Origin of the sequence: Pseudoalteromonas sp. NSLLW218, from assembly GCF_015864775.1 — a bacterium.
Classification (GTDB): Bacteria; Pseudomonadota; Gammaproteobacteria; order Enterobacterales; family Alteromonadaceae; genus Pseudoalteromonas.
Genome location: NZ_JADYWO010000003.1, coordinates 129,544 through 144,808, shown reverse-complemented (window position 1 = coordinate 144,808; position 15,265 = coordinate 129,544). Strand labels below are relative to the sequence as shown.

Sequence of the window (15,265 nt, the reverse complement as noted above, 5' to 3'; positions counted from 1 at the left end):
TTAGTTCATTGTTTTTTATGATTTTTATGTTTTTTATGTTGTTTGTAAATGAATGTGAACAGCTCGTAGTCAATACTTACTCAATATGAAGGCTCAGCTTGACCTTCTAGGAATGAGAATAGGAGCTAATAGGGTAGTTTGCACTTCTTCACCACGTATCAGTTTTAATAAGTTCTCTACAAGCATTTGCCCAGCAACAGTGGTGTTTTGCTCTATCGTCGTCAGTGGTGGATTTACATAACTTGCAATGGCTATATTATCAAAGCCGACTACCGCAACATCTTTTGGTACGTTGATATTTGCTTCTTTAAGCGCACGTATAGCGCCAATAGCGATTAAGTCGCTTGCGGCAAATAAGGCGTTAAATTTAATATTATTAGCGATAAGCGAACGAGTGGCGTGATACCCAGATTCTTCAGTAGATATAGCATTAGCCATTTTACGTTCGTTTATTTTTACGTTGTTAGCCAATAGCTCATCTTTAAAGCCCTGAAAACGACTAAAAAATTCGGGGCTATGATCAGATGCATCACCAATAAAAGCGCAATCAGTTCTGCTGTGTGCAATAAAGTGCTCAGCGGCAAGCTTACCGCCACCGTAGTTGTCACAACAAACAGTTAAATCTGGGCGATTATCAACCGTTGCGCCCCAACAAACAAACTTAGTGTTTTGTTCAAGTAAGGTATTAAATTTTGGTTGGTAATCAATGTAATCGCCATAACCGAGTAAAATAATACCATCGGCTCTGTGGCTATCTTCATAGTCTGCTTGCCAATCAGCACTGGCCGATTGAAATGATACTAATAAATCGTAACCTTCTTTAGCGCAAGCACGGGTAATGCTGCCAAGCATGGCTAAAAAGAACGGATTAATTTGTGACTCATCAGAAGTAGGGTCTTCGAAAAGAAGTAATGCTAGAGTACTGCTTTGCTGAGTCCGTAAGTTGCTGGCATTTTTATCAACTTTGTAATTAAGTTTTTTAGCTATATCGAACACACGCTTACGTGTTTCTTCATTAACAAGATGGCTGTTACGTAAAGCGCGAGATACAGTTGATTGAGATACCCCTGCATAGTGGGCAATATCAAATGAGGTGGCTTTACCTTTCATTGTTACAACTTAATTAAATTGATAAATAATTGTGTCATTTTCGTTTATTAATGAATAATTTCAAGCTTTTTGTGAATTAACGTATATTTTTATTGATAAATTCATGACACCGGTGTCATAATGTCAGTGTTTTATCATTTTGTTGTCAAAACGTATTCGCTGTCAATATCTTTTATAGACAGCATTTTTTACTGTGATAGCTACTTTGAGGTGATAGCTCAAAGTATAAATAACAATGGTATACCATTGTAAAATAATAAGCACGAGTCGCTTAACAAAAGAGATAATACTATGAGCCTAAACTCTTCTGCCCAATTTGATCCCATCTTAGTTGCTGATGTTGGCGGCACTAATGCCCGCTTTGCTTTAATAACTGGTTTTAATGAAGACACTAACCAATTTGTAATAGAGCACATTAATATATTCCCTAGTGCTAATTTTGGTTCACTTGAAAGTGCGCTAGAACAATATTTACAAACAGTTTCGCATATTACCCCTAAACGCGCATGCTTAGCCGTTGCAGGTCCAATAAAAGCTGGGCAGGTACACTTAACCAATTTAGGTTGGCATTTTAGTGTTAGTGAATTTAAAGCACACTTTAATTTACTTCAACTAGAAGTCATTAACGATTTTGCTGCTTTTGCGTACGCTGCTCCTTACTTAGATCCTACACAAAATGTAATTGTTAAATCAGGTCAAGCTGATGGCAATGCAAACATTGGTGTTATAGGCCCAGGTACTGGTTTTGGTGCTGCATGTTTAGTAAGAACATCGCAATCTACCGCTGTTTTAAGTTCAGAAGGTGGGCACATATCACTTGCACCCGTTAATGAACTCGATACTTTATTATTAAATGAATTACGTAAAGACCACCCCCACGTTTCTATCGAAACTGTATTTTCAGGACCTGGCATAACGCATTTATATAAAGCGATGTCTGCGGTTAAGGGTGTAACAGCTAAAAATTTAGATGCAGCGCAAATTAGTAGCCTAGCTAATAGCGGTGAATGTGATGTGTGTGATGCAACGCTAAACCAGTTTTGTGATTGGATTGGCAGTGTAGCTGGCGATTTAGCCGTTGTTTACGGTGCTTTAGGCGGACTATTTATTGGCGGTGGAATACTGCCTCGAATGCAAGCAAGACTTCTAGAAAGTCGTTTTGTTGAACGATTTTCGCAAAAGGGTATTATGTCGCAGTACGCAGGGCAAATTCCTGTAACACTTGTAACACAAGATAATATTCCACTAATTGGTGCCGCAGCGTGTTTGCACAACAGCAAATAAGGAGCTTTCCTTGTTCGCATTTGGAAAAATAGAGTGATGAAAAAAGTAACAATAAACAGTGTGGCAAGTCATGCTGGTGTTTCTAAAAAAACCGTATCACGCGTTTTAAATAACGAGCCTAATGTTAGTGCTGCAACCCGAGAAAAGGTGCTTGCGGTATTTAAAGAACTCGATTATACCCCAAACCCAATTGCACGAGGCCTTGCACAAAATCGTAGCTTTATTATTGGCTGTCTTTACGATAACCCAAGTAAAAGCTACATCACTCGCGTGCAAACGGGTGCTCTAGAAGCATGCAAAGAAAATAATTATAATCTATTGATACACCCCTGTGAGTTTCGTGGTGATGCCCTTATAAATAATATTGAGCAATTACTGCAGACATCTCGATTAGATGGCATTGTGCTAACACCTCCTTTTGGTGATTTTGCTGAGCTGGCTTCTTTTTTAAAATCTAAAAAAATTCCTTATGCAAGAGTTGCGTCAGCTTTACTTCAAGATGATTCTATTTCAGTTCGTAGTAATGATGAGCAAGGCGCATTTGAAATTACTGAGCATTTAATTAGCCTTGGGCATAAATCTATAGCGTTTATTAAAGGGCACCCGGATCACAGTGCTACGCAACAACGCTTTAAAGGTTACAGACGCTCACTTGCAAGCCATGGGATAGAGTTTGATGAACGATTAGTAGAGGAGGGTAACTTTAGTTATCATTCTGGTGTAGATAGTGCACGTAGCATATTAGATTTGTCCCCTAGGCCAACAGCTGTATTTGCATCAAACGATTACATGGCGGCAGCGGTATTAAAATTAGCTACTCAGCGCCAATTAAAAGTGCCTGATGACATTTCAATAGCTGGTTTTGATAATGCACCCATTGCGCGTCATATTTGGCCTGGTTTAACAACTATTGCACAACCGGTTGAAGAGATGACTAAACAGGCCGTAACTCAACTTATTTCACACATAGCTCAACCACAAGAAAAGCCTTATCAGGTAACACTTGAGTCGCGCTTAATTACACGCGAGTCTACCTCTGCGATAAAATAGTGAGTTAAAAAACTTTCACAGTAGCCCGAATATGAGTGACGCTTATTTGGGCTTTTTTTTGCTCTGAACTTGCTAAAATATACTTTGTGCCTAAAAATCAATTAGGTCATTATTCGGTCATGTTAAAATATTAAACTATTTTTGTTACCCGGGGTTGACACCGGTGTCATTGCTATGCGTTAATACAGTGACACCGGTGTCAGGGCTGTTGTGAGAGGCTCCCTGGTAGCGTACCTTTGAACGGGTAAATCAAAGATGCTCAGTACAGTTATTTACGTGGAGTCTGTAGTTGCTACTGAGCCTTTATCCTCTAACTAATAGAGATGAGTTAAATTATGTTACATCCTCGTATTCAAGAAGTTACCCAGCGCGTTATCGAGCGCAGTAAAAATACCCGTCAAGATTATTTAGAACGTATTTCGCACGCAAAAAAACAAACAAGAGTTCGTGCCGGTTTAGGTTGCGGAAATATAGCCCATGTTATGGCTGCGTGTAGCAGTGATGACAAAGCGCGCTTAAAATCTGATGAGCAGCCAAATCTTGCTATTATCAACTCATATAACGATATGCTTTCGGCTCATGTGCCATACAAAGATTACCCAGATTTAATTAAAGACATTGCAACAAAATTCGATGCTACAGCACAAGTTGCTGGTGGTGTTCCTGCAATGTGTGATGGTGTTACGCAAGGGCGTGACGGTATGGAACTTTCGCTTTTTTCTCGTGATGTAATTGCTATGTCTACGGCAATATCGCTTTCACACGATGTGTTTGATGGCGTTTTTTGTTTAGGCGTTTGCGACAAAATTGTCCCGGGTTTATTAATTGGTGCATTGTCTTTTGGTCATTTACCTGTGTTCTTTTTACCCGCAGGTCCAATGCAATCAGGTATTCCTAATAAAGAAAAAGCACGTATTCGTCAAAAATTTGCACAAGGTTTAGTAAGTCGTGAAGACTTATTAGAGGCTGAAAGCGCGTCTTATCACAGCGCAGGTACTTGTACGTTCTACGGTACTGCAAACTCAAATCAAATGTTAATGGAAATAATGGGCTTACACCTTCCTGGTAGCTCGTTTATTAATCCTTACACTGAGCTTCGCGATGGCCTTACAGGTAATGCTGTAGAAACCATGCTTAAGCAGCTTACAGATGATAAAGAAAGCCCGTGTTTAGCCGATGTGATCAGCGAAAAAACGATCATAAACGGTTTAGTCGGCTTGCTTTCTACAGGTGGTTCTACTAACCATGCTATTCATATTGTTGCGATAGCAAAAGCGGCGGGCATTCAGGTTACGTGGAAAGACATGTCTGATTTATCAGAAGTTGTACCACTACTTACACGTATTTACCCTAACGGCTCAGCTGATGTAAACCACTTCCAAGCAGCTGGCGGTATGGGTTTCTTAATGCGAGAGCTAGCAAGCGCTGGTTACTTACACACAGACGTTAAAACAATGCTAGGCGATGGTTTAGCACCTTACATGACAGAGCCTCGTTTAGATAAAGACGATAGCCTGATCATGAGCAACTCAACCGGCCCAACTAAAGTAAAATGGGTAGATTGCCCAGCAAATTCACACGATGAAGAAGTACTTCGCCCAGTGAGTAACCCTTTTAGTAAGCAAGGTGGTCTGCAACTCCTAACGGGTAACCTAGGTAAAGCTGTTATTAAAGTGTCAGCTGTTGCTATTGAACATCAAGTTGTTACTGCTCCTGCAAAAGTATTTAGCTCACAAAGTGCTCTGCAAGACGCATACACGCGTGGCGAATTAAACCAAGACTTTATTGCCGTGCTAAAAGAGCAAGGCCCTAAAGCGAAAGGTATGCCAGAGCTACATAAATTAACGCCAGTAATGGCAACGCTTCAAGATGAAGGCTTTAAAGTAGCCATTGTTACTGACGGTCGTATGTCGGGTGCATCAGGTAAAGTACCAGCTGCTATTCACTTAGCACCAGAGGCAGTCGAAGGCGGCGTTATTGCTAAAATCCGAGAAGGTGATTTAGTGACACTTGATGCGCCAAACGGAATATTAAAAGTACACGTTAGCGACGAAGAACTAGCTAAGCGTGAAGCAGAGCTTAGCCTGCCAAGTGCAACATTTGGTACAGGTCGTGAGTTATTTACTGGATTTAGAAATATCGTAAGCAGTGCCGATTTAGGCGCGAGTGCTTTTGGACTTGAATAAATATTAGCCATACTGGGTAATGAGGAACAAGTAATGAGTATTGAAAAAATCTTAGCATCGGCACCCGTAGTGCCAGTGGTTGTAATCGAAAAATTAGAAGATGCAGCACCACTTGCAAGAGCGTTATATAACGGTGGCTTAAAAGCCTTAGAAATAACACTACGTACACCTATTGCTGCAGAAGCTGTAAAGCTGATGAAAGCAGAAGTACCTGAAGCCTATGTAGGTACTGGTACGGTAGTAGATAAAGCAAGCTTTGATCTTTCGGTTGCCGCAGGTGCAGATTTTATGGTGAGTCCAGGTGTTAGCGATGAGCTTATTGCTTTGGCTAAAACATCAGATATACCATTTTTACCAGGCGCTGCAACTGCAAGTGAAGTTATGCAACTTGCGTCGCATGGTTTTAAGTATTTAAAATTCTTCCCTGCAGAAGCTGCAGGCGGAACAGCAATGCTTAAATCAATCGGTGGCCCGTTACCACATATTACTTTTTGCCCAACTGGCGGCATTAGCCTAGCAACTGCACCGAACTATTTAGCGCTTAACAACGTTATTTGTGTTGGTGGTACGTGGATGCTAGATAAACAACTAATTGAAAATAAAGACTGGCAAGCAATTGAAGCGCTTGCTCGCCAAGCAAGTGAACTTAAATAGGAGTCTAAAATGATTAATGTAGCAATTAACGGTTACGGCCGTATCGGTAGAAATGTTTTACGTGCACTTTATGAGTCAGCTCAAAACAGCGAAATTAAAATTGTAGCAATTAACGATTTAGCACCTGCTAACGTTAATGCACATTTAACGCAGTATGACTCAGTTCATGGTCAATTTTCTAAAAAAGTAACACTTGAAAATAACACTATGCTAATCGATGACGACGTAATTACGTTAACGCAAGAACGCGACCCTGCAAATTTACCGTGGAAAGCACTAAACGTAGATATCGTTTTAGAATGTACTGGTTTTTTCACTAAACGTGATGACGCTGCTAAGCACATTACAGCGGGCGCTAAAAAAGTAATCGTTTCTGCTCCAGGTAAAGACATGGATGCAACAGTGGTTCATGGTGTAAACAGTGATGTAATTAACGCTGATAGCCAAATTATCTCAAATGCATCGTGTACTACTAACTGTTTAGCACCACTTGCAAAAGCAATTAATGACACAGTAGGTATTGAAAAAGGGAGTATGACAACGATTCATTCTTATACGAATGATCAAAACCTATCTGACGTATACCACCCAGATCTATACCGTGCTCGTAGTGCAACTCAATCTATGATCCCAACTAAAACAGGTGCTGCGGCAGCTGTTGGTTTAGTATTACCAGAACTTGCTGGTAAATTAGACGGTATGTCGGTACGTGTACCGACAATCAATGTATCTTTAGTTGATTTTACGTTTATTACTAAGCGCGATACGACTGCAGAAGAAATCAATGCAATCATGAAAGAAGCGTCAACGGGTTCAATGAAAGATATTTTACAATACAACGAGCTTCCGCTTGTTTCTATCGACTTTAACCATAACCCAGCGTCATCTATCTTTGATGCAACGCAAACTAAAGCCGATGGTAATCTAGTTAAAGTAATGGCTTGGTACGACAACGAATGGGGTTTCTCAAACCGCATGCTAGACCAAGTTAAAGCACTAGGTCAGTACTTATAATTGACCTTGTAAAAGTTTAGCTTTATCCAACCAAGCCACGCATTGCGTGGCTTTTTTGCGTTTGGTTTATCTGTGTATTTGCAACTCAGACTATGGAGTGAACTATTTGTATTTTTTATACCCTAAATTTTGTTAATATGTGGGTGTGTAAATCAATGGAATTTCGTTGTATTTAATCAACTCAACGAAGCAAGGGATAATAAAAATGATCAGAGCTTTATCACGAAAGGTATTTCGCACAAACCACCTTCAGATAGGTGAGGGCAACATAAGTGGCTACATAGCCTGTTTTTTAGCAATACTGAGTTGTTTAGGCGTATTAGCTTTTCACTTTCCCGAATACTTAACCACACCAGAACTGAGAAAAAGCTACAGCGTCGACTTTTTACGTCAGCTTATGTTTGCATCATTATTGGTCTCGGGCAGTTTAGGACTACTTAACTTTGTACGTAATACCAATAAGCGCTTAGGAGCTACAGCGTGGTTTTTTATTATATTGGCTATTATGTTTGGCGGACCAAACGTTGAGGTGAACGAGTTTGCCAGCGACACACCTTACATAGGGCTCGATTGGTTTATTTTAGACTTACTCGGCTCAACACTCATATTTATTGTTATTGAAAAGCTGCTACCGCATCGGAAAGAGCAAAAAATATTGCGTAGTGAGTGGCGAGGTGATTTAAACCACTTTTTTGTAAATCATTTAATTATTGGTTTTGTATTACTTGTTACTAACCATTTTGTACATTATGGTTTTGGTTGGGCTGTATCATCTACAGTACAAGGTTATATAGAGCAAACACCCTTTGTAGTGCAGTTGTTTTTAATAATACTTGTGGCCGATTTAATGCAGTATTGGGTGCATCGTGCTTATCACGAAGTCCCTTTATTATGGCGTTTTCATGGCGTACATCACAGCGCTAAAGAAATGGATTGGTTAGCGGGCTCTCGCCAACATATTCTTGAAATACTGGTTACTCGCAGCTTAGTGCTCACGCCCATATTTGTACTTGGATTTTCACAGCAAATAATTAGTTTATACGTAATAATTGTGGGTTTGCAGGCTGTGTTTAATCATGCAAATGTACGTGTTAGATTTGGTTGGCTAAAATATTTTATGGTTACACCGCAGTTTCACCATTGGCATCATGCGTCAGATAAAGCCGCGATTGACCGTAATTACGCTGCGCATTTTTCGTTTTTAGATTATGCGTTTGGTACAGCTGTTAAAGGCCAAAAAGAGTGGCCAGAAGCATATGGTGTAGTCGGGGATTACATGCCGATAGGTATGCTAAAACAACAGGTTCATCCGTTTAAGCGCACTAAATAAATTCAAAAGTTCAAATAAATACACAATACAAACTAACAGGGAGCAACGTGTTACACGTTGCACCCTTTTAGAATTTATTTAATTAATACTGAGTTATACATTTAGCTCTTCTAATAACTCAATAAATGTAGGCCTTTGATTTAATATAGGTTGCATAGCACGTTTTGCCATATCGGACATTTTAACAAATAGCTCACTTTGCCTATCATCGCCGGTTACCGTGCCTAATAAGTCTTCAATTAAACAGCCCAAAGCGCTTACTTCTATCAACTCTAGTTGCTTTTGCTGATACTCACTTAGCATTGTTAAATTAGTTGCCGCACCAAAATCACCAAACAAAACATCATGGTCTTGGTTAATCATAGTATTGTGCGCATAAATGTCACCATGGCTCACTTTATTAGTATGCAAGTGATGCAGTGTGCTTGCCATTTGCTGTGCAATTTTAAAAATAGCGTGAGTTGAGTAATGGCAATCATTATTAAAGGTATCACGCGTACAGGTTTCGAGGCTTGGAGGCAGGCCTAAATTAGCGAAGCTCTTATCTATTAGTTCCATCACTAAACCTAGCTGATCACTTTGTTCAATATAAGCAAGCACCTTAATTAAACTAGCGTGATCGCCTGCTTGTAAGCAGCAATTTACTTCATCAAGTGGGTAGCCGTCGCTGGTAATTGCACCTTTAAATAATTTAATCGCTACAGCGCTATCAGCAGCTTGTGCTAAATGAATAACGCCCGATGCACCTTGGCCAATAACATGACTAAGTGTGTAATCGTTAAGAGGTTTATTTTCTAAGCTGCATTTTGTAAGGCACTGAGCTTTATTAAAATCGTTACCGGCAAACGCAAGCCAAGCAAGTTTAGGCAATTCAAACAGCCAGTCGTCTACGTGTGTTAAGTTATTAGCAGAGAGCCTAACAAGCTCGAGGTTTTTACATTGCGCCATGCTACTTGGTAGCTGCTTAAGTTGATTGCCCGCAAGCGCGAGCTTTTTAAGCTGTGTAAATTGGCCAAAACTTTGTGGAAGCTCAGTAATATTATTGTCGGTAAGTATGAGCCATTCAATATTTTTTGGTAAACAATAATCGCCAAACTCAGTTATTTTACAGCCCTTAAATGCAACCATTATCAGAGCAGGGCATTTAGCTAAAACCTCAGGAATATGCTTAAACTGATTAAACGATAAAAATACACGCTTAAGACGTGTTAAACAGGCAAATTCATCAGGTAGTGTTGATAAATTATTATTTGATAAATCGAGTACTTCAAGCGTGTCAGCTAAGCTAAAAATTTCTTCAGGGAATGTGTTTAGCTCTTCTACTAATTGCAGGCGAGTAGCACCAACAAGTTTGCCACTTTTAAGCTCCGTAAGATTATTCATATATTTATACCACGTTCTAAAAATGAAAAAGCCAACATAGCTGTTGGCTTAAAGTCGTTCTAACTTAGTTAACTAATTTTAGAATTGCGCGTTATGGTAAACGTTTTGTACGTCGTCGCAATCTTCTAGCATGGCTAAAAAGCGTTCCATAACTTCTACGTCTTCGCCTTCAATAGGCGTTTCAATTTGTGGCACAAAGCTAATTAGGTCTTCGTCAAATTCAGTCACGCCCATTTCTTCAAGCGCTGTACGTGTGTTGTTGTACTCTGTGTGAGGAGCAAAAACAGTGACTTTACCGTCATCAACTTCTACGTCAGTTACATCAACGTCAGCCATCATTAGTGCTTCAAGTACTGCTTCGTCGTCATCACCGTCAAATACAAAAATAGCAAGGTGATCAAATAAATGTGAAACAGAGTTTTGAGCGCCAATTTTAGCATTTGCTTTAGTAAAACAAACACGTACATCAGCAAAGGTACGTTTGTTGTTATCTGTTAAACAATCAACAATAATCATACAGTTACCTGGGCCGTAACCTTCATAACGTGTTGCTGAGTAGTCTTCGCCGCCGCCGCCTTTTGCTTTATCTATTGCGCGGTCAATAACGTGTGCTGGCACTTGGTCTTTTTTAGCGCGTTCAATCAAACGACGTAATGATAAGTTACCATCTGGATCTACACCGCCGTTTTTAGCGCAAATATATATTTCTTTGCCGTACTTAGAATAAACTTTAGTTTTAGCACCCGCAGTCTTAGCCATTGAATCTTTTTTGTTTTGGTAAGCTCTTCCCATCTGCGTTTCGCCTTAATATATGTAAATAATAGAATAAAATTATAATGCGTATTCTAAAGGTAAATGCATTCAAGGGCTAGTAAGTATTAAAGTAGATTAAAACTGTCGCGTTTAAAAGCTATCTAAAGTGCATTTTATTAAGGGATTTTAGGGGGGACTTAAAGGTGGTTTTCAGAGCAAATAAAACCCAATAAAAAGGCAACTCATTTAATGAGTTGCCTACATTGAGTAATAAAATTAAACGAGGCAAACTAATAGCCTCATATATTACTTACCAAATACGTACACGTTCATCTTCAGGAAGGTATAACTCATCGCCTGGTTTTACATCAAACGCTTTGTACCATGCATCGTGGTTACGCGGCGCTTGTGCTCTAAAGCGACCTGGGGCATGTGTGCCACCACGAAGTTGGTTAAGCATGCTTTGCTCAGTACGCTTTTCTTTCCATACTTGTGCCCACGCAAGGAAGAAACGTTGATCGCCAGTAACACCGTCAATAACAGGTGCTTCTTTACCATTTAAACTTAGCTTATAAGCGTGATAAGCCATTGATAAACCACCCACATCACCAATATTTTCGCCAAGGCTGTTGCGACCATTAACAAAATTACCTTCAATTGGCTCGTACTTACTGTACTGCGCAGCCAATTGATCGGCTTTTTTGTCAAATGCAGCGCGGTCAGCATCAGTCCACCAATTACGTTGCACACCGTTTTCGTCTGATTTTGAACCTTGATCGTCAAATCCATGACCCATTTCGTGACCAATTACAGCGCCAATACCGCCATAGTTTACTGCCGGATCGGCATTTGGATCAAAAAATGGCGGTTGTAGTATTGCAGCCGGAAATACAATTTCATTAAACGAGCTATTGTAGTAAGCGTTTACGCGTTGTGGCGTCATGCCCCAGCGGTTACGGTCTGTTTTTTGTAGCTCTTTTTCAACACTTTCTGCGTGGAAAAATTCACGCATGTTTTTCACATTACCAATCAAATCATTTTTAGTAATGCTTAAACCTTCATAAGACTGCCATACATCGGGGTAACCAATTTTCGGTACAAAGGCAGCCAGTTTAGCGCGCGCATTTACTTTAGTTGCATCGCCCATCCACTCTAGGTTATCAATACGTTCACCAAGGGCTGTACGAAGGTTTTCAACCAGTTCAGACATTTGCTGTTTTGATGACTCAGGGAAGTAACGTGCTACGTATATTTTACCAATTGCAAAACCAAGCGAATTTGTGCCCGACATTTGACTTATTGCGCGTTTCCAACGAGGTCGAGGTTCTTGCTGTCCGTTTAGTTCTTTACCAAAAAAAGCAAAGTTAGTATTAAATACTTCCTCTGATAGTAAACCTGCGTTACCGCTAATAGCGTGGTACGTTAGGTAGTCTTTCCATACTGCAATATCTTCTTGATTAATTAGCTCAATCATCGCTTTTATTGGCTCAGGCTGAGACACATTTAACTGAGGTACTTTATAACCTGTTTGCGCAAAGTATAAATCCCAGTTAAAGCCAGGGTAAGCAGTGCTTAAATCGGCACGTTCAACTTGGTTTAGGGTTAAATCGCGATTACGACGCTTTTCACGTGGCCAGTGACCTTGTGCAATTTTGGTTTCAAGGTCAAGAATAGCTTGAGCGCGCTCAGCGGTATTTTCAGTGCCTGCAAACTCAAGCATTTCAGCAATGTGAGCAACATAGGCTGCACGCGTTTTAACAAAGCGCTCAGCGTCTTCAAGGTAGTAAGAGCGATCTGGTAAGCCTAAACCACCAGCACCGAGGGACATTTCATATTTGTTAGGGTCTAATCGGTTAAACCACATGCCGCCGCCAAAAGGGGCTTTATTACCGGTTAACCAAGACTTACCAAACATTTCAGCTAAATCGTCAGTTGACGCTATATCACTAATTTCACTTAACAATGGCTTAATAGACGCTACACCTAGTTTATTAAGTGTTTCGGTATCCATATACGCATTGTAAAAATCAGCAACTAGTTTTTCTTCTGCGTTTAAATCTTTACGTGCTGCTATTTCTTCAATAATAGCTTTAACATCGTCTTCGCTGCGCTCAGCTAATCCTGAAAATGCACCGTAGCGGGTTTTATCTGCAGGCATTACGTAGTTGTCATACCACGTGCCACTGGCATACATAAAAAAATCATCGCCTGGTTTAACGGCTTCATTACGTGCTGTTAGGTCAACACCAAAACTACCTAACTCTGCTTTTTCTGTTACTGCTGCAGTGGCTACTTTAGATTGTTGCTCGTCTGTTTTTGTTGTTTGCGGCTCTGAACAACCGGTAATAAATGTGGCAGCTAATGCTGCGGCAATTAAACTCTTTTTCATTATGTTCCCCTGAGGAGCTTCTTGATTCAAATAGGAGTGAATCATTTATTGTTACGAATATTTAACTTATCGATTGTTATTGATATTAATCATACAAACAAACCTTTTGAGGTGAATCACCACAGTGCTCGATAAAACTAATATAGAATAAAAGAGAAAGGCTAATAGGTGCTATAAAAGCTTTATTTAGCTAGAATACTTGAAAGTATCCGAGCTAAGAGGGGTTACACACTATTTATTTTTTATGCTGAAGCTCCCACATACGGGCATATTCTCCGGCGAGTGTAAGTAACTCATCGTGCTTACCTTGCTCAATAATTTGTCCGGCTTTGAGCACAATAATGGTGTCTGCATCGGTAATAGTAGAAAGGCGATGAGCAATAGCAATACTCGTATGGTTACTGGCAACTTCACGCATTGCTGCGAGTATTGCTTGCTCAGAATGAGAATCGAGTGCAGAAGTTGCTTCATCAAAAATTAAAATAGGGGACTTTTTCAAAATAGCGCGTGCAATGGCAATACGCTGTTTTTCGCCACCGGATACTTTTAAACCGCGCTCGCCAACCAGTGTTTTATCGCCTTTATCAAGTGTTGCTATAAAGTCTTTTAAATGCGCCATAGCAATGGCTTCATCAATTTCTGCATCACTTGCTGATGGTCTGCCGTAAGCGATATTCTCACGAATAGTCGCGTTAAACAGCACAGTATCTTGTGGGACTATTGCAATGGCTTTTCGTAAACTATTAAGTGTTACTGAATTTATTGCTTGATTATCAATACTAATTTCACCAGCGCTTACATCATAAAAACGATAAAGCAGTCGCGCTAATGAACTTTTACCTGCACCACTGGCACCAACAATGGCAACTTTGCTGCCCGCTTTTACACTAAAGCTAAGATTATTAAGAATAGGGCGATGCGTATCGTAACTAAAACTTACATTATTAAATGTTATTTCACCTTGGTTAATATTGAGTTCTTTAGCATTAATTGCATCGGTTATTTGTGGTTTTTTGTTAAGTAGCCCAAGCATGTTTTCAAGGTCGGTTAGCGCGCGTCTTATTTCGCGGTACACAAACCCTAAAAAGTTAAGCGGTAAAAATAGCTGAATCATATATGCGTTAATCATCACAAGTTCACCAATAGAGAGTGTACCTGAAACTACTTCTGTTGAGCCCAACCACATTAACGCGGTAATAGCACAGGCAATAATAAGTGCTTGGCCTGAATTAAGGGCGAGCAACGACATTCTGTTTTTTAAACGGGCTTTTTCCCAGTTTGCTAAAAAGGTGTCGTACGTTTTTGCTTCAAACTGCTCATTATTAAAATACTTTACAGTTTCATAATTAAGTAGGCTGTCTATAGCGCGGGTATTACTTTGATTGTCGGCAGCATTTGCTTCTCTAATAAATCGGTTTCTCCACTGGGTAACCACCACAGTAAAGGTAATATAAATAGCGACTGCCAGTAATGTAATAAGCGCAAACCAAACAGAAAACAACGTGCCAAAAATAATCGCAACAGTCAGTATTTCGAACAAAGTAGGCACAATGTTAAACATTAAAAAACGCATTAAAAAGCTTAATCCACTTGTACCGCGTTCTATATCGCGGCTAATGCCACCGGTTTGCCTACCTAAATGAAAAGCCAGTTCAAGCGAGTGTAAATGCTTAAATACTTTTAAACCAATATCACGCATGGCGTGCTCGGTTACGCGAGAAAATACAGCATCTCTTATTTCACCAAAAAATACGCTAGCAAAACGCAGTGCACCGTACATCAATAACAATAAAGCGGGAATAACTAACAGTGGGTTAATCGACTTATCTACAGAGTCTATTATTTCTTTAAGCGCCCAAGGCATTAAAAGCGTGGCACCTTTTGCGCCTATAAGCGCCATAAGTGCAATAAAAACACGGCCTTTAAATTTTGTAAGGTAGGGCCAAAGCGTTTTTACACTTTGGCGTAGGTTCATGGCGTCTGGTCGTTTTTCACTGCTTTGTCTGGGGCGCATTAGTGATCTCTGTTAAAACTAAATACTTAATTAATAAGCATTGTATTTTAAATGCTTGCCCTTATATACTACGCATCCCTTATTTTAGTTTTAAAACG

At 39.9% G+C, this 15,265-nt stretch carries 11 protein-coding genes; 6 read left to right on the top strand and 5 right to left on the bottom strand.

Annotated elements, in window-relative coordinates; genetic code table 11:
• Positions 1–93: 93 nt before the first annotated feature.
• On the bottom strand, positions 94–1,110 hold the full coding sequence (locus tag I6E80_RS05465) for a LacI family DNA-binding transcriptional regulator (RefSeq protein ID WP_197185016.1): 1,017 nt from the start codon (positions 1,108–1,110) through the stop codon (positions 94–96).
• Positions 1,111–1,401: 291 nt separating this feature from the next.
• Here I6E80_RS05465 and glk point away from each other — a divergent pair, with 291 nt between their 5' ends.
• The 6 genes from glk to I6E80_RS05435 all read left to right on the top strand — a co-directional run bounded on the left by glk (position 1,402) and on the right by I6E80_RS05435 (position 8,628).
• Positions 1,402–2,394 carry a glucokinase gene (glk, locus tag I6E80_RS05460; RefSeq protein ID WP_197185015.1) on the top strand — a complete coding sequence of 331 codons (993 nt, stop codon included), beginning with the start codon at positions 1,402–1,404 and terminating at the stop codon, positions 2,392–2,394.
• A gap of 36 nt (positions 2,395–2,430) precedes the next feature.
• Positions 2,431–3,444, top strand: coding sequence for a LacI family DNA-binding transcriptional regulator (locus I6E80_RS05455; protein ID WP_076923932.1), 1,014 nt, complete (start codon positions 2,431–2,433; stop codon positions 3,442–3,444).
• A gap of 335 nt (positions 3,445–3,779) precedes the next feature.
• Positions 3,780–5,630, top strand: a complete 1,851-nt coding sequence (edd, locus tag I6E80_RS05450; protein ID WP_076923933.1) for a phosphogluconate dehydratase — start codon at positions 3,780–3,782, stop codon at positions 5,628–5,630.
• Between the two features lie 33 nt (positions 5,631–5,663).
• A complete protein-coding gene (gene eda / locus I6E80_RS05445) occupies positions 5,664–6,284 on the top strand; it encodes a bifunctional 4-hydroxy-2-oxoglutarate aldolase/2-dehydro-3-deoxy-phosphogluconate aldolase (protein WP_002959756.1) in 621 nt (206 codons plus the stop codon).
• Positions 6,285–6,293: 9 nt separating this feature from the next.
• A complete protein-coding gene (gene gap, locus I6E80_RS05440) occupies positions 6,294–7,298 on the top strand; it encodes a type I glyceraldehyde-3-phosphate dehydrogenase (protein ID WP_076923935.1) in 1,005 nt (334 codons plus the stop codon).
• A 205-nt stretch (positions 7,299–7,503) separates the two neighbouring features.
• Positions 7,504–8,628 (top strand): sterol desaturase family protein, encoded by a 1,125-nt coding sequence (locus I6E80_RS05435; RefSeq protein ID WP_197185014.1) that lies wholly within the window; start codon positions 7,504–7,506, stop codon positions 8,626–8,628.
• Between the two features lie 93 nt (positions 8,629–8,721).
• On the opposite strand, the gene I6E80_RS05430 is transcribed toward I6E80_RS05435, so the two are convergent.
• From I6E80_RS05430 to I6E80_RS05415, 4 genes are all read right to left on the bottom strand, one after another.
• The gene (locus tag I6E80_RS05430; RefSeq protein WP_197185013.1) at positions 8,722–10,011 is read right to left on the bottom strand and encodes a leucine-rich repeat domain-containing protein; all 1,290 of its coding nucleotides are present in this window, start codon (positions 10,009–10,011) and stop codon (positions 8,722–8,724) included.
• A 78-nt stretch (positions 10,012–10,089) separates the two neighbouring features.
• On the bottom strand, positions 10,090–10,803 hold the full coding sequence (locus I6E80_RS05425; RefSeq protein WP_010555049.1) for a YebC/PmpR family DNA-binding transcriptional regulator: 714 nt from the start codon (positions 10,801–10,803) through the stop codon (positions 10,090–10,092).
• Positions 10,804–11,074: 271 nt separating this feature from the next.
• Positions 11,075–13,153 (bottom strand): M13 family metallopeptidase, encoded by a 2,079-nt coding sequence (locus tag I6E80_RS05420; protein WP_197185012.1) that lies wholly within the window; start codon positions 13,151–13,153, stop codon positions 11,075–11,077.
• Positions 13,154–13,388: 235 nt separating this feature from the next.
• Positions 13,389–15,167 carry an ABC transporter ATP-binding protein/permease gene (locus I6E80_RS05415; protein ID WP_197185011.1) on the bottom strand — a complete coding sequence of 593 codons (1,779 nt, stop codon included), beginning with the start codon at positions 15,165–15,167 and terminating at the stop codon, positions 13,389–13,391.
• Positions 15,168–15,265 lie beyond the last annotated feature (98 nt).

Bases quoted from the DNA above. Each gene is read 5' to 3' on its own strand.
- I6E80_RS05465 (WP_197185016.1), bottom strand. From the start codon at position 1,110: ATGAAAGGTAAAGCCACCTCATTTGATATTGCCCACTATGCAGGGGTA.
- glk (WP_197185015.1), top strand. From the start codon at position 1,402: ATGAGCCTAAACTCTTCTGCCCAATTTGATCCCATCTTAGTTGCTGAT.
- I6E80_RS05455 (WP_076923932.1), top strand. From the start codon at position 2,431: ATGAAAAAAGTAACAATAAACAGTGTGGCAAGTCATGCTGGTGTTTCT.
- edd (WP_076923933.1), top strand. From the start codon at position 3,780: ATGTTACATCCTCGTATTCAAGAAGTTACCCAGCGCGTTATCGAGCGC.
- eda (WP_002959756.1), top strand. From the start codon at position 5,664: ATGAGTATTGAAAAAATCTTAGCATCGGCACCCGTAGTGCCAGTGGTT.
- gap (WP_076923935.1), top strand. From the start codon at position 6,294: ATGATTAATGTAGCAATTAACGGTTACGGCCGTATCGGTAGAAATGTT.
- I6E80_RS05435 (WP_197185014.1), top strand. From the start codon at position 7,504: ATGATCAGAGCTTTATCACGAAAGGTATTTCGCACAAACCACCTTCAG.
- I6E80_RS05430 (WP_197185013.1), bottom strand. From the start codon at position 10,011: ATGAATAATCTTACGGAGCTTAAAAGTGGCAAACTTGTTGGTGCTACT.
- I6E80_RS05425 (WP_010555049.1), bottom strand. From the start codon at position 10,803: ATGGGAAGAGCTTACCAAAACAAAAAAGATTCAATGGCTAAGACTGCG.
- I6E80_RS05420 (WP_197185012.1), bottom strand. From the start codon at position 13,153: ATGAAAAAGAGTTTAATTGCCGCAGCATTAGCTGCCACATTTATTACC.
- I6E80_RS05415 (WP_197185011.1), bottom strand. From the start codon at position 15,167: ATGCGCCCCAGACAAAGCAGTGAAAAACGACCAGACGCCATGAACCTA.